Source organism: Siminovitchia thermophila, from assembly GCF_016909185.1.
GTDB lineage: Bacteria > Bacillota > Bacilli > Bacillales > Bacillaceae_C > Siminovitchia > Siminovitchia thermophila.
This window is the reverse complement of record NZ_JAFBFH010000044.1, coordinates 1-20,456: the sequence shown is the minus strand read 5'-3', so window position 1 is coordinate 20,456 and position 20,456 is coordinate 1. Positions and strand designations below refer to the sequence as shown.

The window sequence follows — 20,456 nt, the reverse complement described above, 5'->3', positions numbered from 1 at the left end:
GAATATATGGAAAATGAATCTTCTTTGCTTTCTCTCGTCATTGTCCTGTTGGTCGCTTTTTTTACTCCGCTTCTGCTCCACCGTTTGCGGCTCTTTTTTATTCCGGTCGTGATCGCTGAAATCGTTATGGGGCTGATTATCGGAAAAAGTGGATTTAATTTGATTCAGCATGATATGTGGCTGGACACGCTATCTGTATTGGGCTTTATCTTTTTAATGTTTTTAAGCGGTTTGGAAATCGATTTTTCTGCTTTTAAAGGAAATCAGCATAAGGAACTGGCGAACGGAAAGAAGGAACCCAACCGCTTGGCGGTTTCCTTCACTGTTTTTATAGGCATTTTCCTTATTTCGCTGTTGCTAGCGTTTATCATGAAAATGGCCGGGTTGATGGAAAATGTCTTTCTCATGACGTTGATCATCTCCACGATTTCCCTCGGTGTCGTTGTACCCACTCTAAAAGAAGCGAATCTAATGAAGACAAGCATTGGCCAAATCATTCTGCTGATAGCGGTCATTGCGGACCTTGTCACGATGATTTTATTGTCTGTTTTCGTTTCACTGTCAAGTGAAGGCGGCGGCCAAATGTGGCTTCTGCTTATTTTGTTTGCCACGGGGGTTTTCTTTTACTTTATCGGCGCCCGTTTTAAGAATAAATATGTCATCCCGCGCCTTTCAAGGGGAACAGTGCAGATCGGGACGCGGGCAGTATTTACGCTCATTATCGTGTTGGTCGCATTATCTGAGTCGGTAGGGGCGGAAAATATTTTGGGGGCTTTTATCGCGGGAACCCTTGTTTCTTTGCTTAACCCGAACAAGACGATGGTTCGGCAGTTGGATTCCTTCGGATATGGATTTTTTATTCCCATATTTTTTGTCATGGTGGGAGTAGACCTTGATTTATGGACTTTGTTGAACAATAAAGATATGCTTTTATTGATTCCGCTTTTACTCCTTGCACTATTTATATCTAAATTTATCCCGGTGCTGTTTTTAAAGCGTTGGTTTGATACAAAAACTGTCGTAGCGTCTTCTTTTTTACTAACGTCGACATTATCCTTAGTCATTGCGGCCGCAAAAATCGCGGAACGAATGAATGTCATTTCGCATGAAATGAGCGGAACTTTGATATTGGTAGCGGTTATTTCATGCATTGTAACACCTATTTTATTCAAAAAATGGCTTCCGAAAGAAAACGGGGAAGAAAGAAAAACACGCGTCGTATTTATAGGTGCCAACCAGCTTACCTTGGCGGTTTCAAAAGAATTAAACAGATCTTTGTATGACCTTTCACTCATTCATAAGAAAGTTGAAAAAGCAGACTCACAAACGACTAATTCTGTTTTTGACATTCATGAAGTGGAAGGATACGATGAGGACATTCTGCAACAAGAGGGAGTATTCGAAGCGGACATTCTTTTTATCTCAACAGGAGATGAAGAGTTGAATGCTGTCATCGCCATGGCGGCAAAGGAGCGGGGGGTAGAAAGGGTCATCGCCAGAATTGAAACATTGACGAGCGCATCGGGTTGGATGCCGAAGTCCGCGGTAGAAAGGGTCATCGCCAGAATTGAAACCCCTGATCTGGGCAAGCCGTTGGCAGAACAGGACATTGAAATATTTTCAACGATCCTTTCGACAACCGCTTTAGTCAAAGCGTTAATTGAATCGGCTAATATCGCCAAAATCATGACAAATCAGGATACGGCCTTACATGAGATTCAGATGCTGAATCCGCATTACCATAAGATGACTTTACGGGAATTTCCGTTTACGGGGGATGTTATTATCGTCCGAATCTTCAGGGGAGTCGATTCCATTGTTCCCCACGGCGATACGGAGCTGCTTATGAACGACCGCCTTGTTGTGACCGGCTCTCCCCAATATGTGGAAGAATTAACTCGTGAACTTCAATTTAAGGAATAATATCTTTACAGAATAAAAAGCGCTCATGTATGATTAGTACTAGGTGCTAATAACACGTTATCATTAGGAGGTCATCAATTATGTTGTCATTGGACGGAAAGACATTTGTGGTGATGGGGGTGGCAAATAAAAGGAGCATTGCGTGGGGAATCGCCAGATCACTGCACCAGGCAGGCGCTCGCCTTGTTTTTACATATGCGGGGGAACGTTTGGAAAAAAGCGTCCGGGAGCTGGCCGAATCGTTGGAAGGTAATGAATCCATCGTTTTGCCATGCGATGTAACAAAAGATGAAGACATTGAAGAATGCTTCAGCAACATTAAAGAAAAGGCAGGGCCGATTCACGGGATTGCCCACTGCATCGCATTTGCCAATCGAGAAGAGCTGGTGGGTGAGTATTTGAATGTCACTCGCGATGGATTTCTGCTTGCCCATAACATAAGTTCGTACTCGTTAACAGCGGTTGCCAAAGCAGTACAAAAGCTCCAGGCAATGCCTGAGGGAGGAAGCATCGTCACGATGACGTATCTCGGTGGAGAGCGGGTAGTCACCAATTATAATGTGATGGGTGTGGCCAAAGCCTCACTTGATGCGAGTGTTAAATATTTGGCCAGTGATCTCGGTAAATACGGCATTAGGGTGAACTCTATCTCTGCCGGCCCGATCCGCACGCTGTCAGCAAAAGGAATCAGTGATTTTAACAGTATTTTAAAAGAAATTGAGGAAAAAGCGCCACTCAGAAGAACGACGACACAGGAAGAAGTGGGAGATACGGCATTATTCCTGTTCAGCGAATTATCGAGGGGTATTACCGGCGAAAACATTCATGTTGATTCTGGATACCATATTATGGGGAATTAATATAAAAAAACTGCCGCATTTTGATGCCGCAGTTTTTTTTGTTGCACAAGTATAAACCTCTAAATCGGGATGTGCATACGCTATTATGAAACAAATATTTGAGGGGTGTTCCTAATGCATCAAAAACCAGTGACGAAAAAGCCTTTACTTTTTATAAATCAGCCAAAAATGAAAGAGCCTCTGGGACAAATGCAATCCAGCTTCACTTTTTCACCGGAAAAACCGGTCCAAATACCAGATTCAACACAAGTTGAAAGACATCCGGTTCAAAAAACAGATGAACGAGATTCAGTTCAAGAAAACAAAAGAAACAGGAAAAGAATCTCCGTCGAAGAACAGTCGCTTATATTTGAGGAGCCTGTCAAAGAGGTCCCAAAGCAGCCGGAATCATCTGTCAATCAGCAGCCTTCAAAAGGGTTACAGCCGGTAAAGTCGTTTCCAAGCATGACAATTGATGAAAAACTAGATTATATTTTTTCAAGCCCGCAATTTTACTATTGCGCTTTTAAGACAAAAGACAGCGAATTTGTTGGGAAAATAAAGGAGCTTCATCAAGACAACATTCTGATCATGACGACAAAAGGAATTAGGCAAACGATCGAGAGACAAGATCTTGTTGCGATCCGGATTATCGGTTAGAGTAAAGGACGGAATGGCGAGGGGGTCCATTTCCGTCCCAAACATTTATTCACAGATTTCCAAATCCACGTCGGCAATACATTGTACTGCACAGAAGCAGTGAAGGTCTACCGTAATACAGCTGTTGCTTGCACCCCAGCTCCTTACTTCGCAAAGATCATGATGGTTGATATGCCCACTTGGTGTTAAAATATCAACGACAGTTTGACGGTCTTTTTTCAATGGAATCAAAACCCGCAGCGTGGCACAACAATTATCAAAGATTTCTTCAACTCGGAAAAAGACGGAAACGCATTTACCGTGATGACCTCTGAACAATGCTTTAAATAATTCGCCATTTTTATTCGTCAATGTGAATACGCGTGTATCGGCATGCATTCGGCCTCTTACACCCAATTCACCGAGAGGTTCGATGAAGCAATTTGTCGTACACCTTTCGCATTCTTCTTCAACAGCCTGATCTTGAATATCCTTGATCGCCTTTACAACCTGGCATACACAATTTAATTTGCACCCACAGTCTTTTTTCCGATCATGATGATGGTGGTGGTGCATCCCCATTGATTCAACCGAAGAAGACTCTCCTCCAAATGTCATGGACGATGACTCCATTTCTTCAAATTTCATAAATCAAATTCCTCCTTTAATTTAGTGTATATGGTCATTTACATTAACAACATATTAATGGGTAGGTAAATGAGTAACGGACAATCGCCTGTATTGCATAAAATAGGCAAAAGGAGTGGTTGGGGACATGGATATTTCCTGGATGGAATTGGGATTGCTCAGCTTGGCCATATTCCGCTTAACAAGGCTTTTTGTGTATGACGAAATTATGGAATGGTTGAGAAAGCCTTTCATGAAGGAATATGAAGAGGAGAATGAAGCGGGAGAAAAAGAAGTTTATTATATGCCTATTGAGCGCGGATTCAGGGGTTGGGTCGGATCGCTTCTGAGTTGTTATTGGTGTACCGGCGTCTGGATTGCTGCTGGATTATATGTATGTTACGTCAGCGCGCCCATTATTGCGGAACCCATTATTGTCATCTTCTCACTGGCCGGTCTTGCTGCACTAATTGAAACGATCGTTCAGGCAATCATTTCGGATTAAACTGGGATTTTCGGAAAACAAAAATATCCACCGGAACATAAATTATAATAGGGGTGGCAAATCATTCCAAAACTAACCGGGGTGTGAAGGCATGAAAAAAACAAACAATCCTCATGTAATCAAGCCGGCAAGTAAGAGAAAAAGAAAAAAAGGCTGTGGCTGTGGCTCCCCTAAAAAAAAGCCGCGTTATTATTAATCAAAAGGCTGGATGAAATCTGTTGGTTCATCCAGTCTTTTTTTTATTTCATTTGAACCGTTCATATTTTATGAGGAATGGTGAAAAATAAGGTTACAGTACATTTCTTACGGGGGTTATTATGTTTATTCTATATACAAAAAAGCCATTTATATTGATCATATTCGCTTTCATATTCTTGACAAGTTGTTCTTATGATGGCGGTAAAGAGCATGAAAAAAGCGATACGGCACTGTTCAAAACGACAAAACCCGCACCGGTGGAACTGAAAAAAAGAGAAGAGAAAGATTCTATTGCCTACCAAGTGCGCAAAGATGTTTCCAAGGTGGATGAAATATATGATGTGGCTGTTTTGGAAGGCGACAAACAGATTGTAGTCGCCTACAAAGTGAAGCATCTGAATCGCTTTCGAATGAAGAGTATTGAAAAAAAAATTACGGACAAATTAAATAAAAAATATCCTGGTGATGATTTCATTGTTTCAAGCGACTATAAAATTTTTCTTGAAACAGTAAGGTTAAAAGAAGATTTGGATGGCGCGAACATGTCGAATGAAGAAGCTGAAAAACGCTTTAAGAAAATCATCAAACTAAAAAAAGAAATGACTTAGGAGCATCAGCATGTCAAGCAAAAATAAAACGAAAACACCCAATCAAATCAAATACGAACAATTGCAGAGCAAGCATGAAGAAAAGCGCCCCATTTTCAAAAACTGTGTTCGGGCTTTCTTTGTCGGCGGAAGCATTTGCGTCATTGGCCAGGCAATTACATATTTTTACATTTACTATTTCGATTTTACCGAACAGACTGCTGGAAATCCAACTGTCGCCACAATCGTCTTTTTGGCCATGTTGCTTACCGGTTTTGGCATGTACGACAGGATGGGACAATTCGGAGGAGCAGGCAGCGCGGTGCCGGTTTCCGGCTTTGGAAATGCCGTCATTTCATCGGCGATTGAACATCGAACAGAAGGCTTTGTGTTCGGTGTTGGCGGAAATATGTTTAAATTGGCCGGATCGGTTATCGTCTTTGGCGTTTTTTCCGCCTTTGTCATTACATTGATCAAAACGATATGGATTACATGGGGGGGATCGTAATGCTTACAGGAGCCCAAACATGGGTTTTTAAAACAAAGCCGGCTATCATATCCACCGGAACTGTAGGAGGACCGTTTGAAAAAGACGGCCGCTTGGCAAAAGACTTCGATAAGTTTCATCAGGACTTATGGATGGGAAAGGATTCTTACGAAAAAGCGCAAACAGTTCTCCTCGAAGATGCGGTCGATATTGCCCTGAGAAAAAAAGCATTAAAAGAAGACGCTATTCAATTTTTTTTGGCCGGCGATTTAATCAACCAGATAACCCCAACGAGTTTTGCCGCCAGGAAGAATCAAATTCCCCATTTAGGACTGTTCAGCGCCTGTGCCACTGCAACACAAGGGTTGGCCCTATCCGCCATGATTCTCGATAATGATGGAGCAAACTATATTTTAACTGGAGCTTCAAGCCATAATGCTTCTGCAGAAAGGCAATTTCGTTATCCGACAGAGTATGGAGGGCAAAAGCCGCCGACTGCACAATGGACGGTTACTGGCGCGGGTGTTGCATTGCTGAGCAAGGGACAGGGACTCAACAGCCCCCACCCCCGGATTGTCTCTGCAACGATTGGAAAAGTGGTGGATATGGGATTAACAGATCCCTACAATATGGGAGGAGCGATGGCGCCCGCAGCAGTAGACACGATTACGCGCCATCTTTTTGATTTGAACATCGACCCCTCTTATTATGATCTTATCTTGACGGGCGATTTAGCCAAAATCGGCAGAGCCGCAGCCCTTGATTTGCTTCATCAGCAAGGGCTGAAAATGAAGGAAGAACAGTTTCTTGACTGTGGTTTGATGATTTACAGTGAGGAACAGGAAGTCTTTGCCGGTGCCAGCGGACCGGCATGTGCAGCAGTCGTAACTTATGGGCATATATTAAACGAAATGAGCAAAGGAACTTACAAGAAAGTTTTATTTGTGGCGACAGGAGCGCTTTTATCCCCGTTGTCATATCAACAGAAAGAGACCATTCCATGCATTGCGCATGCTGTTGGAATTGAATGTATGTGATGAGGAGGTAAACGGATGCTAGCAATGTTTTTTTGGGCTTTTGTGATTGGCGGCTCCATATGTGTAATTGGACAGCTTATGTTCGATGTAGCCAAGCTAACACCGGGACATACATTAAGCATCATGGTTGTGGCCGGGGCAGTTCTTGCCGGTTTTGGGCTATATGAGCCACTCATTGATTTTGCAGGTGCCGGAGCAACCATTCCTATTACTAGCTTTGGAAATTCACTCGTAGAAGGAGCGATGCAAGAAGCGAAACGACATGGGATTATCGGGGTGATAACCGGCATGTTTGAAGTCACATCTTCGGGTATTTCGGCTGCCATCATATTCGGTTTTCTCGGGGCTCTTATTTTTAAACCGAAGGGATAAGCGGATAGATACTGGGCATTGCCCCGATCTTTTGAATTTGGTTTTCCTGACTTCACCAAAAAATTCCTCCTTCATAATATATAAAAGATGTAAAGGAGGGATAGGGAAGGAATGGATAACCAGTTTTTCAAGAACATTGAAAAAAAGACCGGAGTAAGTATGGATGAGGTACTTAGACTCGCCAACTCATTACAAGGTGCAAACTTTAAAGATGAAAAGACAGTCAGAAGAGTGATACGCCAAGTGGCCAAGATTGCTAATAAACCGGTTTCCAAAGAATTGGAAGACAAAATGGTCAAAACCATTACGAAAGATGGAAGCAAACTGGATATGGGAACTATAACCAATATGTTAAACAATAGATAATGAATGGGGCTTGCGGACATTGCTGCAAGTCCTTTTTTTAATGAGCCAATTTGGCGCTGGCAAATTATGAAAAAAATGTTTATATTGAAACAAACGAGGGTAAATAAATAAAAACATCACAATCAAGGAGGGACGAACAATGGGTTACATTGCTCCTGTAACTGCATACCAATACGAGGACTACAAGCGAAGGATTGAGCAAGCCGAACATATTCAGGATCCGATGCCGGTTACCCCAACAGCAAAAGTGGAGCGCATTTTTGGAAGGAGAATATTGCCATTTTACCAGGAGGGCAAATATTACCCCGAAAAGAGCAAACAACAGGCAAAGGAATTGTTGGACCCGACAGGAAAAGGCCGATACGTGAACGAATATGTCTAGTATCATGATTGAAAGGGTGTTTCTTATTGGAGTTCATCAGCGTATCGGAGCATTGCCATTACTTTAAAAGTGCGGTCAACATCGGTTATGTTTTCAAGGATGGAAAAGGCATGTTGATTGATTCCGGCTTGGAAAAAAGTACCGCCAAGAAAGTTCTTAAGCAATTAATCAAAAGAGAACTGCCTGTCCATTACTTGATAGTGACCCACGCCCATGCCGATCACTATGGCGGGGCTGCGTACATAAAAAAAGAGGCGCATGTCGAGGTGTTTGCGCCACCACTTGAAGCCGCTATCATGGAAAATCCAGTTTTGGAGCCTATTTACTTATGGAACGGGGCTTTTCCAATGAAAGCGCTTAGAAACAAATTTCTGGAAGGACAACCTGTCAAAGTTGATAGTCTGCTTGATTGTGGGGAGCAGGCCATTGGTCCCTTTCAGATCACGGCTATACATCTGCCCGGTCACAGTTACAGTCAATGCGGGATATTGGTTGAAGAAATTTTTTATGCGGCTGACAGTTACTTTGAAGTTGAAGTACTGCGCAAGCATAAAGTTCCATTTATTGTCGACGCGAATGCAGCCATTACATCGTTGGAAAAAGTCCTGCGGCTGTCTTGCTCCGGATTTGTGCCTGGACACGGAGAGTTTGAAAAAGACCCCACTTATACGATTCGCGCCAATATTGAATGTCATGAACATGTAAAAACATTTATACAAAATCTAATAGAAAGTGTTCCTTCGGGCGTTTCGATGGACACCATACAAAGAAAAATCTTGGAACATTTCGATCTTAAGGCAAGGGAAGTGGGGCAATGGCTTTTGTACAGAACTTCTTTTACAGCATACCTCTCTTCCCTGGTAGAAGATGGTAAAGTGAAATTAACTGTAAAGGACAATGTACTTTGGGTGATAAGCACCAATTCCCTGGATTTGTTATGAATCCAGGGGCGATGTATGTTTGAGCGTTTTTTTCATCGTGCGGTGGGGTATTCCTGCGTCAAAAAATTCTTCCGAAACGACTTCATACCCTTGTTTTGTATAAAAGGGGATGGCCGAGGTTTGGGCATTCAACACGAGCTCTTTTATGTAAAGATCGCTTGCAAATTCCTCGATTTTTTTCATCACTTTTAGGCCGGCACCTTTTCCTCTGTAAGATGGAAGGATGCAAATTCTTTCCACTTTCCCTTTTCCGTTCAAAATACGAAACCTGCCGGCGCCGACAGGTTTGTTTTCATCATAGAGGACAAAATGTGATGAATCGTTTTCATGATCGTCTATCTCAATTTCAAGAGGAACATGCTGTTCCTCAACAAATACTTTCTTTCGAATGGCATAGGCATCCTGAAGCTGGTCTTCTGTTGTTGCCCGAATCACTTCCATTTACTGGGGGTCCTTTCCGAGGCGGAATGTTTCATACACCGTCCAAGAACCGTTTTCCAATTGGTATACAAGATGGAAGCGATCGACGATTTCTTCGTGTTCTAGGCCAAGCATTCTTAATTGGCTATACACATCCGAATGTTCATCGTTGGACAGCTTTTGTCCGATCGTAATATGTGGAACGAATGGATGTTCGGGTCTTTCGCCTGGCAACGTTTCATATAAATCTTCGGATAGGCCTTCCAGCACGGGGTCTTTTTCCGCTTTAAAGTGGATAGTGTTGTTCAACGGCTGGAAAGAACTGACTTTCCGGATTTTTAATGTAAAAGGTTCATATTTTTTAGCAATTTCTTCTAAATGATCAGTGATTTTTTCCACATCCATATCTGTTTCGAATGCAGTTTTCAATGTTAAATGTGGAGGAATCAGTGCATAATTGGGGTCATACCTTTTTCGATAGGAGTTTGCCAAGTCCTGTAATTTCTTGGATGGAAAAATAACAACGCCATATTTCAAATTGTCTACCTCCTTATTGTCAAAACTTAGATAAATGATACAACTTATGTTTAACTATAGCAAATTTCATCCTATTTTCCTATAGGACTGAAGAAAGAGTTATATCTAGGGAAACATCATTTTTAGCGCTCTTTTTACATCAGGCTGCCAATATGTCCACGCATGACCTCCATCAAATTCATCATAGAACGAGGTGAAGCCCGCTTCCATAAAGGCCTCATGCAACTCTCTGTTGGGTGTTAAAAAATCCTCCACCCGCTCGGGCGAAAATCTCACCTCATTTTCTTTTTTTCCAACAACATGGTAAATGTCCAATAAATGAGGTTCAGTGTGGGATTTTACTTCGGAAAGAACCTTGTCGTTCACAAATGGCGAATGAAGGATGACTTTTCCGAATATGTTTGGGTAACGAAGGGCAGTCATTAATGATACTGTACCCGCAAGACTATCCCCTATTAGTGTTCTGCACTTCCCGATGCAATATGCCGGATACTCGCTTTCGATCCACGGCAACAGCTCATGGGCCAGAAAACGAATATAAGCCTCATTTTTTTCTCCGTCCGGGTGGTATTTGTTTCGACGATCTTTTACATTTTTATAAGGAACGCCGATTATGATGACATTTTCGATTTCATTATTGTGAATCAGTTCATCCGCGAAACGGGGAAGGCGGCCCAATTGAAAGTAGTCCCTGCCATCTTGCGCGATGACAACAGAGTGTTTGTAAAGCGGCGAATAGCCGGGGGGCAGATAAATCAGGAGCGAAATTGTTTCATCCAGTTCCCGACTTTCAAATTCATATTCAGTAACGGTTCCTTGACCCTTATTCATACATTTATTTCCTCCACATTCCATAATTGAAAATGATATGTATGATTTTACCACAAGCCTGCGTTGAAATAAAAAAATGTTTCTCGTCCCGTTTATTGAGGTAAAGCTTGACCAGGCAAGGTATATTCAGCAAAGTTATTGCTTGATTCCAGATAGTAATGTGTTAAAATCGTTATTGTTAAATAATAAAGATGAGGGGGATGCTTCAATGAAGAAAAGAAATCTATTATTTGTAACCGCTTTAATGTTAGTGCTTTCATTTATGCTCGCCGCCTGCGGCGGAGGAGGAGACGGTAAAAAAGAATCGAAAGGTGATGGCGGAGACAAAAAGGATTATGGGATTAAATTTTTAAGTATCGCAACAGGCGGTACGGGGGGCACATATTATCCATTGGGTGGAAACTTTGCCAACCTCATTAAAGATGCGACAGGGATCGAGGCAAATGCTATTACTTCAGGGGCTTCAGCGGAAAACATGGCGCTGATTAAAAAAGAAGAAACCGAAGTGGCATTTACCCAAACAGACATCGCCACTTACGCGACTGAAGGTACAAGAATGTTTGACGGCGACAAAGTGGAAAATATGAAAGGCCTCGGAACTCTTTACCCTGAAACGATTCAAATCGTAACGACTGAAAAGTCGGGTATCAAATCTGTTGAAGATTTAAAAGGAAAAACGGTATCGGTTGGTGAATCTGGTTCCGGTACGCTGGCAAACGCCGAGCAGATCTTGGAAGTGCATGACTTGACATTGGATGACGTTAAAGCGCGTAACTTATCGTTCGATGACTCCACAACAGGCATTCAAGATGGAACCATTGATGCGGCCTTTATTACGGCAGGTACACCGACAGGTGCGGTAGAAGGGCTCGCTGCAACAGAAAAAGTGTCCATTGTTCCTATTGCCGACGACAAAATTGATGCACTGATTGAAAAATATCCTTATTACGCAAAGGAAACAATCAAATCCGGCACTTATGGGTTATCTGACGATACAAACACAGTAGCCGTTCAGGCGATGCTCGTCGTTCGCGATGATTTGTCTGATGACCTTGTTTACGAAATCACAAAATCGATCTATGAAAATACGGATAAAATCGGCCATGCAAAAGGTGAATTAATTAGTGCTGAAAAAGCATTAGAGGGCATGGCTATCGACTTGCATCCTGGTGCAAAAAAATATTTTGATGAAAAGGGCATTTCATCGGAATGACACAAAATCCTCAACTGAGTGAATAGGCCGGCCGCTTCACGGTCTATTCTTTTCTTTGTCTTGTTCTAGAAGACCAAATGGAGAATATGATGCAAAAATGTAATAAATATGGTGGTTGGGTCGTTTTTACTCTCATGATCGGGGCTGTTTTGGCGGTTATCCCTTTTCAACAGGCAGTCACCTTTGAAGCTCGAAAGAGCGGGGAGCTCCTGGCGTATTTTCTCTTGCGGGATACTGACAAAACCTTTCAAATCGAATATACACACTCTATTCATCAATCAGAAGTGATAGAAACATATCAGGTGGAAAATAGCGGGGTAATTCGCCAAATAGAATTGGAGTATGAAGATACATCCATAGGGATGCCGTCCGAATCGGAAGGAGGGGGAGACTTTGAAATGAAAGATGGTAAATATTATATCCGTGATATGAAGCGTGACTTTTCCTGGATAGACATAAGTGTTGGTCAAGTAAATGCCAATCACAGGTTGTTGATTCAAAATAAAACCATCCCGCTTTCTTCATTTTCAGCTCCCGGTTCCGTTGTAAGAGTGAAAAAACAAAAATTGGCACTATGGCAGCTCTGGAAAGGAGTGAACCTGCTTGGCAGATCAACAAAAGTTTGAAGTTTTATCAGAAGACGAACAACAGAGAATATTGGAGAAATATGACCCAGAGTCGGCAACAAGAAAAGCAAGCGGCCCGACCGGTTGGATTATCTTTTTTGGCTTGCTTGCTTTTTCCATATTCCAGTTATATGCATCCATTACACAATCTATTCCGCGGCAAATTCTGCTATCGATTCATCTTGGATTTGCGCTTTCTTTGATTTTTCTTTTGTTTCCAGCAAGTAGAAAAATCAAAAGGAAAAATAAGGTTCCTTGGTATGATATTATTTTATCGCTTATATCCGTTGGAATTGGTGCTTATTGGCCGATGATGATCGAAACGATTGTCAATAGAGTAGGAACGTTGACACCTATCGACTTGACGGTTGGCGTTCTCGCAATCTTATTGACACTTGAGGCGACACGAAGGGCAGTAGGAATGCCGATTACGGTTATCGCCATTCTGTTTATGTTATATGCGTATTTTGGACAGTCAATGCCAAGCTTTTTGGCTCATCGGGGACTGAACTTTGAAAGCCTTGTCAATACGCTGTTCTTTACTTCACAAGGCATCTTGGGGACTCCGCTTTACGTATCGGCGACATTTATTTTCCTTTTCTTGCTGTTCGGGGCATTTCTTGTCAAAACAGGTGTAGGCCAATACTTCAATGATTTGGCGCTTTCGATTGCGGGTAGGCGGGTAGGCGGACCTGCCAAAGTCGCCATTTTTTCCAGTGCCTTACAGGGAACGATCAGCGGCAGCTCGGTCGCGAATGTTGTGACATCAGGTTCCTTTACAATTCCCATGATGAAAAAGCTTGGTTACCGAAAAGAATTCGCTGGAGCGGTTGAAGCCGCTGCATCGACCGGAGGGCAAATTATGCCTCCAGTCATGGGAGCCGCAGCATTTCTAATGGTTGAATTTATCGGGATTACGTATTGGGAAATTGCCAAAGCGGCAGCGATACCTGCTATTCTATATTTTTCCGGCATTTGGATCATGACCCATTTTGAAGCGAAGCGTGTTGGCCTCAGAGGGCTTGCCAAGGAAGAAATGCCTGATAGAAAAGATGTATTAAGTAAAATTTATTTATTAATTCCGATTTTATTGATCATTATTTTACTTATGTCCGGTGTTAGTGTCATGCGCGCTGCCCTCTGGTCCATCATCGGCACAATTGTGGTCAGTGCCATTCGCAAAAGCACTCGGATCGGATTTAAGCAGATGGTGGAAGCACTCGTTGATGGTGCCCGGACCGCTCTTTCCGTGGCTGCGGCTACCGCCACTGCCGGGATCATCGTAGGTGTCGTGACCAAAACAGGACTCGGGCTGAATCTTGCGAACGGCTTGGTCGGTTTGGCCAACGAAAAACTATTATTAACGTTGTTCTTTACCATGTTGACGGCCATCGTGCTCGGAATGGGATCGCCGACAACGGCCAACTATGTCATTACCTCTACAATCGCTGCGCCAGCCATTATTTTATTGGGTGTTCCTGATTTATCGGCACATTTGTTTGTTTTTTATTTTGGTATTGTGGCAGATATTACACCACCGGTTGCGTTGGCAGCTTTTGCCGCCTCGGGGGTTTCCGGGGGAGAACCAATACGAACCGGTGTGAACGCGGCCAAATTGGCGATCGCCGCATTTATCATACCGTATATGTTCGTCCTTTCTCCCGAGTTATTAATGATTGATACGACTGTTCCTTACATGATATGGGTCATCTTTACGGCATTTACGGGAATGATTGCTATTGGCGCGGGAATCATTGGCTTCTGGTACAGAAAAATGTACTGGTTTGAACGCATTATCGCGATCATTGCCGGTCTCATGCTCATGTATCCGGAAGGTATGTCCGATACAATCGGTCTTGGATTGTTTATTGCTTTGATCGCAAGCCAAATCATTACGAAAAACAAAGGAAAATACAAGGCAGCTTAAAGTCAAAAAGCGAAAAACCAAGATTAAACGGTTTTTCGCTTTTTTTGGGGCTGGGGCATAACTAGGCAAAACGTTGGCGCTGGGACAAAACCCTCGAAAGCCTAAATCCTCCCACCCTTTGGAATGCACTCGTCTGTTTTGGGGTTTTCGAACGAATCTTGGAAAATTCTTTAATTTAAACGCTGACTCCAGATAATGACGCGCGCTTTTTTTGATTTACTCACGACTTTTGGAAATTGCCATCGACTTTCTCTACAAGCTGACCAAGCGCTAGGCGTATGGTTCTGGAAAGCTTATCGCGAGGTATTAAAAAAACCCCACTCTTGGAGTTGCTTTTTTGAGTCGCCAGCGAAATTTATATAACAAAGAGGGTACGCTTATGTACTTCGACAGTTCAGCACCAGTGAAGCGAATTGTAAGGAGTGCTTTGAGCTAACACCCTCTGAGAACTTGCTGGATAAAGTTGAGGAAAAAGCAACGGAAGCTTCACCTTATTTTTGCTTTGGGTAGTCAGTCCGTGAAAAGGTTTACAGATAAAAATAATAGTGATATGTTATGAGAACAATGTAATATTTTATTAAATAGCCAAAAAGGCTATATATCTATCAGATCGGGACAGTCCGCTCATTTGGCCGTTTTTGATAGGAAAAAGCGTTGTCTTATGAGGAAGAACAACTACGCGCCTTTCAGGCCTATTTTTTGATCAAGGATCAAGATGCTGCCTGCGCCGAAATGCAATAAGATCAAATATTGACCGTACAACATTCTCTAAAAAAGGAAGAATAACAGAATAAAGCGGGTGTCCCAGGGGTGTAGCGTATCAGCGGCGGCGGCACCTTTTCGTTCATGGTTTGTCTATGCTATATGTGGATTCTTGCAAAGGAAAAAATGATCGAAAAAAAGGAACATCAATGAGGTCATTTATGGTCGGAGAAAGGAGAAATCGCCGTCCTTTGGACAACTGAAATCAAATTGTTCTATTATGAAATAGCTGAATGGACTGGCAAGGAGAAAAAATACACGCTATATCATTGGCCTTTTCAAACTGGCGGCTCCATTTTTGGCAAACGTTCATCAAACCCCTTGCCAAAAATAGGAGAAGACAAACACCAGCATATGGAGCATACAAAGATGGAGTGCATAAACATTCCGGTGTATAAACTGGTTGCCAAATATTTTTAGAATAATAGTTGACATTATAAAGAATCTATTATATATTAATAAATGTCGATTTCATTAAATAGCGATTCCGTAGCTCAGCTGGGAGAGCGCCACCTTGACAGGGTGGAGGTCGCTGGTTCGAACCCAGTCGGAATCACTACACGGGCGTCAAGCGTTGTTATTACAGCGTTTGGCGCCTTTTTCTATGCGTTGACATAGGCGGAGACTTAGGCGACAGGGTAGCGGTATATCACACACTTTCCGAAATAGGGAGGTGTGTTTTTTTATGCGGAAAAGGAACGTTAGAAGAGCCACCGAAAGTTTAGACGATTTATTCGATATATTTATCGCTATCAAAGATGCGGAAGGGCGGGCACCGTCTACTATGCAACAGTATCGGGAGAATTACGGATTCTTTACCGAATACCTGGACAAGCACGGCATCAAGAGGACGCCTAGCGCTATTACGCGCGACACCATACGAGATTACATAGTATTCATGCGGAATGATTGGATCAGATTCGAAGGCCATAGCTTCAAAACGGAAGTTGAACAAACCGCCGGCCTAGCGCCAGCAACAATAAACACGCGTTTAAAAACATTACGGGTAATGTATCGCTGTCTAATGGACGAGGCGCTAGTCGATAGCAATCCGATGGAAGGCGTCCGCAATCTCCCGGAGCAGCAGGAGAATATCGAAGTATTGACCGCCGAAGAATTGCAGCGCCTTCTAAACGTACCAAACCGTCGGAGCTATGCGGACTTTCGAGATTACGTACTAATGAATCTATTAATTGACGGAATGATGCGGATTAGTGAGGCGATCAATTTAAAGGTAGACGATTTTAACCTCTCGGGACAGTCCGTCGTTATTAGAGCTGCAATCGCTAAAAATAGAAAAACGCGAACCATTCCGATAGAAAGCCGGACGGCTCGATTAATAAACGAATTGATTATCGAAAATAAAGCCGACTTCGATAGCGATTATATATTTCTTACCGTTTATGGCGGGCCGATCAGCCGCGACCATTTTCGGAAGCGTCTTAATGATTTCGCAGAAAAGGCTGGCATCAAGAAGAATGTGCATCCGCATTTATTTCGACATACGGCGGCCACTATGTTCTTAGAAGCTGGCGGCGACATTCGGCATCTGCAAATGTTACTCGGTCATTCTGATTTGCGTGTACTTCTTCGATATACCCATCTATCTAATGAAGCGCTAAAACAGCAGCATGAGCAGTATTCACCGATAAAGCAAGTATTAGGCAAGCGTAATTTGCCTCGGAAAATTAAACGGAAAACACAATAAAATAAAAAAGCCCTCCGCAGATTAGAAACGAAGTTCTCCGCAGAAGGCAGCGCGCACACCCGTGCCAACGGGTATATCGCAAGACTATTAACGTTAGTATATCGCAAAAAAGGCGAATATGCAACGTTTATTTAAGTGCGCGCTGTCAACCGAACATATGTTTCTAGTTGCGATGGGCTACCGTAAAGGAGCCGTCGAAAATGTTACTAGCAAACGAAAATACATATCGCAGCCTATCCACGTTTCAATCAGTCGAAGAAATGGACGAAGCAATCAAAGCGCACAGGTCGGCGCATAAGCTATCCGAAACAGAGCGCGCTGTCCTGGACGTAATCAGCCAGTACGCGTGTAAATACGTCGGAGTGTGCTATTTATCGAAAACTAATATCGGAAAAGCAGTCGGCAAGGTACGTCGTACTGTTATTCGAGTATGCCAACGTTTAGAGGCGCTCGGCATCATCAAACAATACGAAACTAAGCGCGATGGTGGGGATCGGAGACAGTCGACGAATGTTATCGTTATACAATCTGCGGAAGTTCTCGCAGAAAGCGAGGACATAAACGATATTGTCGGAAATTCCGATAATAATTCGGTTCTCCCAAAATGGGAGGAACGAGCAAACGAAGTCACACCGGACATGTCACGCCATAAAACTCCGTCTAATAAACAAAACAATAATACATATAAAGAAACGCCTTCGACGGATTCAATAATCAAACGCGGTCTTAAACACGCTATCCCTGCGCCCATTTACGATGCCCTAGCGCCCTTTCTAGGCGGTCAGGAGCTTTACGATACCTACGGCATACTATTGCGTGCCAAGGCGTCTGTAGACCGTTCTATCACGCTAGAAACGCATGGACAAGCCTATATTGACGCATTCATGAACGTTGTCAGACTGTATAAAGCGGGCAAGGTGCGGAGCCTGTCCGGTCTACTTTATCGCACATGGCAGGCGGTTACTTCGACGATTAAAAGACGCGTCAGCGTGGACAAGCATCCGGTATTATACGACTGGCTTGCTTAAATTCGCAGTCACAACGTATATAGGCGTGTGTATTAGTTCGTTTCCAAATCTGGAAATGATTCTTTCGGACGCCCGTCACAACGTATATAGGCGTGTGTATTAGTTCTCGGGAACCCGGATTCCCCGAATCTCTCCACAACCTGTCACAACGTATATAGGCGTGTGTATTAGTTCGTGCAAATTTTGCACAAGGTTAAAACGGTCGATGGTCACAACGTATATAGGCGTGTGTATTGCTTCTTCGTTTCCATGTCCTCCGATTTTCGGAGAAGATCGTCACAACGTGCGAACATGCTGCAACTACTCAAGTATCGACCTACGTAATCGACGGATTAAGCGCGTCGTTATGCGGAATGTGAAACGTGTTTAGATACAGAAGTATCGAGGACATTCCCGAAGATGACATACCGGCATATATCACGGAAACTAAACTGAATAGGGATGATTTAAAAAACGGACAGAAAGCGGCACTAGTGATTCGGCTGCACTATAAAGATGGGGGTGCGCAAGGGAAAAGAACGGACTTATCCCAAGATTGGGAAAAGTTAAATATCCACGAAAAACTGGCTAAAATGGCAGGAATCAGTAAAGGCTCTATCGGGAATCTAATAACGGTCTACAAACGACGTACCGACCTATTCGAGCGGGTATTCAACGGAGAGTATTCGATTAATCGGGCATATACGCAGATGAAGGCGGACGAGCAACCGGAAGGCGTTAAATGCGCTAATTGTTCTCCGCTTGTCGTTCCGAGCTTACCTGCGGATACTAGGCGTTGGAGTTGCGGGATGAGGTCGTGGAGTTTTAGGATTCGCTTTGTCGTTCGCTCATCCTTACCGATTGCCTCCGCGATGTCACCTAGGCCATTTTGTCCTAGGTTACGCCCTACCCCGTTCCGCACTCCCCAATACTTACGTAGAAAATCCGCCTGCCTTGCGAGTTTGATAGGGTCAGATTCCGCTTGTCCGCGTCTTTTATTTCCCGAATACTTCCGATTATTTCCCGATAATATCAGGCGAGCGCCCTTGACGCGTGACCCCCTCCGAAACTTCACCCCTCGATTATACCGTCTATTTAACGATTGTTTTATGTACATAATAGGCGTCAATCGTCTATCAACGTTTACAGCCGAATAAACTACTTGCATTTGTCTATAAAGTCGTCTATATTAATAATTACATATAACGTATGACAAATAGACGGAGGGGCTTTATATGACGAATAGGATAATCGGATATGTAAGGGTAAGCACGGACGGACAAGACGAGGCTTTACAGATCGACGCATTAGAACGCTATGCAGAGGCGCAGGGCAAGGCGCTTGTACTATACGCCGATAAGGTATCTTCGCGTAAGGTGCGCCTGCAATTAGACGAGGCTATGAAGGCTATGACTAGCGGCGATACATTCGCAGTATATAAGCTGGATCGCCTAGCGCGATCAACGCGGGAGCTTTACGAGCTTACCGACGCAATGAAAGCGCAAGGGGTTGAGTTCGTCAGCTTGTCCGATAGCATCGACACGAACACGGCCAACGGGCGCGCTATGATGGGTATGCTCGCGGTATTCGCGGAGTTTGAGCGTGACATCATTAGCGAACGAACACGAGCAGGACTCGAAGCAGCTAAGCGCAGAGGAAGAACCGGAGGAAGGCCAGCGATAGACAATAAAACAAAGCGACAAGTTAAAGCGTTATTCGAAGCAGGAGAAAGCGCGACAGATATTGCTAAGGAATACGGGATCGGACGCAGTACAATCTATAAGATATTGAACGAGGAAAAGACCGCTGGGAAATAACCCCCGGCGGCCTCTATATTTCCCGCGCCTCGCCTGCTACGGTCAATTTGCGACCAAGAATTTTAAAACGTCAGCCTTCGAAAATTGCGGAATAAAATTTTAAATATCGCAGGGTTGAACGGTTATTCTTCGATATGTTCAATCGTTATTAGTTCGTTTATATCGTCGATATTAAGGGCTTCCGCTATTTGCTCGATTACATTGCGTGGAATTTGCTTACTTCTATCGTGGTATAGATCGTGTATAGTTGCCGGCCGTATTTCGGTTAAGTCCGCTAACTGTTTTTGAGTCATGCCGCGCTTGTCCAAAACCTCTTTTAATTTTATCGTTATTCTTCGCTTCATTATCGTTTCCCCCCCTCGTTTTTTCTTTATTATACCGCATGAATTACGAAAAAAGGAATTTAGTTGTTGACAATTACGAAATTCGGAATTATACTGTATATAACGATTACGAAAATCGTAATTAATACAAGGGAGTCGATAATATGATTCACGCAATCGAGGGCCTGCGCGCCCATATCCGAGCTACTGCGGAATTATTACACAAGAGGCCGGACAATGACGATCTAAAGCGCGAACTCTACGCTATGGTATCGGCGGTCAATGTAATGGAGATTTACACCTATGGTCGGCACGTGACGAAGTATAACGACATTATCGAGGGGGAATCGAAATGAAACTTATATCATATCGGAGAACGGCG

Annotated in this window: 23 protein-coding genes and 1 tRNA gene; 19 read left to right on the top strand and 5 right to left on the bottom strand. The window is 43.3% G+C overall.

What is annotated here, in order from left to right; all coding sequences use genetic code 11:
* Positions 1-6 precede the first annotated feature (6 nt).
* From JOC94_RS20820 to JOC94_RS20810, 3 genes are all read left to right on the top strand, one after another.
* Positions 7-1,923, top strand: a complete 1,917-nt coding sequence (locus JOC94_RS20820) for a monovalent cation:proton antiporter family protein (protein WP_205180291.1) — start codon at positions 7-9, stop codon at positions 1,921-1,923.
* A gap of 77 nt (positions 1,924-2,000) precedes the next feature.
* Positions 2,001-2,783 carry an enoyl-ACP reductase FabI gene (gene fabI / locus JOC94_RS20815; RefSeq protein WP_205180293.1) on the top strand — a complete coding sequence of 261 codons (783 nt, stop codon included), beginning with the start codon at positions 2,001-2,003 and terminating at the stop codon, positions 2,781-2,783.
* 114 nt (positions 2,784-2,897) lie between these two features.
* Positions 2,898-3,422: a CotO family spore coat protein gene (locus JOC94_RS20810; RefSeq protein ID WP_205180290.1), complete on the top strand. Its 525-nt coding sequence runs from the start codon at positions 2,898-2,900 to the stop codon at positions 3,420-3,422.
* A gap of 45 nt (positions 3,423-3,467) precedes the next feature.
* On the opposite strand, the gene JOC94_RS20805 is transcribed toward JOC94_RS20810, so the two are convergent.
* Complete coding sequence (locus JOC94_RS20805) at positions 3,468-3,977, bottom strand: CotY/CotZ family spore coat protein (protein WP_205180292.1); 510 nt, start codon at positions 3,975-3,977, stop codon at positions 3,468-3,470.
* 199 nt (positions 3,978-4,176) lie between these two features.
* Here JOC94_RS20805 and JOC94_RS20800 point away from each other — a divergent pair, with 199 nt between their 5' ends.
* The 8 genes from JOC94_RS20800 (at position 4,177) to JOC94_RS20765 (ending at position 8,903) form a co-directional block, all read left to right on the top strand.
* Positions 4,177-4,533: a DUF1360 domain-containing protein gene (locus JOC94_RS20800; protein WP_077110285.1), complete on the top strand. Its 357-nt coding sequence runs from the start codon at positions 4,177-4,179 to the stop codon at positions 4,531-4,533.
* Between the two features lie 317 nt (positions 4,534-4,850).
* A complete protein-coding gene (locus tag JOC94_RS20795) occupies positions 4,851-5,339 on the top strand; it encodes a YhcN/YlaJ family sporulation lipoprotein (protein ID WP_205180289.1) in 489 nt (162 codons plus the stop codon).
* Positions 5,340-5,349: 10 nt separating this feature from the next.
* Positions 5,350-5,826 (top strand): stage V sporulation protein AC, encoded by a 477-nt coding sequence (spoVAC, locus tag JOC94_RS20790; protein WP_077110283.1) that lies wholly within the window; start codon positions 5,350-5,352, stop codon positions 5,824-5,826.
* Positions 5,826-6,842 (top strand): stage V sporulation protein AD, encoded by a 1,017-nt coding sequence (spoVAD, locus tag JOC94_RS20785; RefSeq protein WP_077110282.1) that lies wholly within the window; start codon positions 5,826-5,828, stop codon positions 6,840-6,842. The genes spoVAC and spoVAD overlap by 1 nt, the downstream gene beginning before the upstream one ends.
* 15 nt (positions 6,843-6,857) lie before the next feature.
* Positions 6,858-7,214 (top strand): stage V sporulation protein AE, encoded by a 357-nt coding sequence (gene spoVAE / locus JOC94_RS20780; RefSeq protein ID WP_077110281.1) that lies wholly within the window; start codon positions 6,858-6,860, stop codon positions 7,212-7,214.
* A 111-nt stretch (positions 7,215-7,325) separates the two neighbouring features.
* On the top strand, positions 7,326-7,580 hold the full coding sequence (locus JOC94_RS20775; RefSeq protein ID WP_077110280.1) for a stage VI sporulation protein F: 255 nt from the start codon (positions 7,326-7,328) through the stop codon (positions 7,578-7,580).
* A gap of 139 nt (positions 7,581-7,719) precedes the next feature.
* Entirely contained in the window at positions 7,720-7,962 is a 243-nt protein-coding gene (locus JOC94_RS20770) for a hypothetical protein (protein WP_077110279.1), read from the top strand.
* A gap of 26 nt (positions 7,963-7,988) precedes the next feature.
* A complete protein-coding gene (locus tag JOC94_RS20765) occupies positions 7,989-8,903 on the top strand; it encodes an MBL fold metallo-hydrolase (RefSeq protein WP_077110278.1) in 915 nt (304 codons plus the stop codon).
* Here JOC94_RS20765 and JOC94_RS20760 read toward each other — a convergent pair.
* From JOC94_RS20760 to JOC94_RS20750, 3 genes are all read right to left on the bottom strand, one after another.
* Positions 8,898-9,344, bottom strand: a complete 447-nt coding sequence (locus tag JOC94_RS20760) for a GNAT family N-acetyltransferase (protein WP_077110277.1) — start codon at positions 9,342-9,344, stop codon at positions 8,898-8,900. The two genes, JOC94_RS20765 and JOC94_RS20760, sit on opposite strands and share 6 nt — an antisense overlap.
* Positions 9,345-9,860 carry a YjcG family protein gene (locus JOC94_RS20755; RefSeq protein ID WP_077110276.1) on the bottom strand — a complete coding sequence of 172 codons (516 nt, stop codon included), beginning with the start codon at positions 9,858-9,860 and terminating at the stop codon, positions 9,345-9,347.
* 105 nt (positions 9,861-9,965) lie between these two features.
* A complete protein-coding gene (locus JOC94_RS20750; protein ID WP_077110275.1) occupies positions 9,966-10,691 on the bottom strand; it encodes an alpha/beta hydrolase in 726 nt (241 codons plus the stop codon).
* 208 nt (positions 10,692-10,899) lie between these two features.
* Between JOC94_RS20750 and JOC94_RS20745 the strand changes: the two genes are divergently transcribed.
* From JOC94_RS20745 to JOC94_RS20715, 7 genes are all read left to right on the top strand, one after another.
* Positions 10,900-11,904 (top strand): TAXI family TRAP transporter solute-binding subunit, encoded by a 1,005-nt coding sequence (locus tag JOC94_RS20745; RefSeq protein WP_077110274.1) that lies wholly within the window; start codon positions 10,900-10,902, stop codon positions 11,902-11,904.
* An 86-nt stretch (positions 11,905-11,990) separates the two neighbouring features.
* On the top strand, positions 11,991-12,530 hold the full coding sequence (locus tag JOC94_RS20740) for a DUF1850 domain-containing protein (RefSeq protein WP_236017172.1): 540 nt from the start codon (positions 11,991-11,993) through the stop codon (positions 12,528-12,530).
* Positions 12,508-14,457, top strand: a complete 1,950-nt coding sequence (locus JOC94_RS20735) for a TRAP transporter permease (protein ID WP_205180288.1) — start codon at positions 12,508-12,510, stop codon at positions 14,455-14,457. The genes JOC94_RS20740 and JOC94_RS20735 overlap by 23 nt, the downstream gene beginning before the upstream one ends.
* Positions 14,458-15,702: 1,245 nt before the next feature.
* A tRNA-Val gene (locus tag JOC94_RS20730) sits at positions 15,703-15,775 on the top strand.
* A gap of 129 nt (positions 15,776-15,904) precedes the next feature.
* Complete coding sequence (locus tag JOC94_RS20725; protein WP_077110270.1) at positions 15,905-16,927, top strand: tyrosine-type recombinase/integrase; 1,023 nt, start codon at positions 15,905-15,907, stop codon at positions 16,925-16,927.
* A 167-nt stretch (positions 16,928-17,094) separates the two neighbouring features.
* Positions 17,095-17,955: a helix-turn-helix domain-containing protein gene (locus tag JOC94_RS20720; protein WP_205180287.1), complete on the top strand. Its 861-nt coding sequence runs from the start codon at positions 17,095-17,097 to the stop codon at positions 17,953-17,955.
* 1,214 nt (positions 17,956-19,169) lie between these two features.
* Positions 19,170-19,751, top strand: coding sequence for a recombinase family protein (locus tag JOC94_RS20715; RefSeq protein WP_077110267.1), 582 nt, complete (start codon positions 19,170-19,172; stop codon positions 19,749-19,751).
* Between the two features lie 122 nt (positions 19,752-19,873).
* Here the strand turns inward: JOC94_RS20715 and JOC94_RS20710 are convergent, their stop codons facing one another.
* Positions 19,874-20,095 carry a helix-turn-helix domain-containing protein gene (locus JOC94_RS20710; protein WP_077110266.1) on the bottom strand — a complete coding sequence of 74 codons (222 nt, stop codon included), beginning with the start codon at positions 20,093-20,095 and terminating at the stop codon, positions 19,874-19,876.
* Between the two features lie 143 nt (positions 20,096-20,238).
* Between JOC94_RS20710 and JOC94_RS20705 the strand changes: the two genes are divergently transcribed.
* Complete coding sequence (locus JOC94_RS20705; RefSeq protein ID WP_077110265.1) at positions 20,239-20,430, top strand: hypothetical protein; 192 nt, start codon at positions 20,239-20,241, stop codon at positions 20,428-20,430.
* The last annotated feature ends 26 nt before the right edge of the window (positions 20,431-20,456 follow it).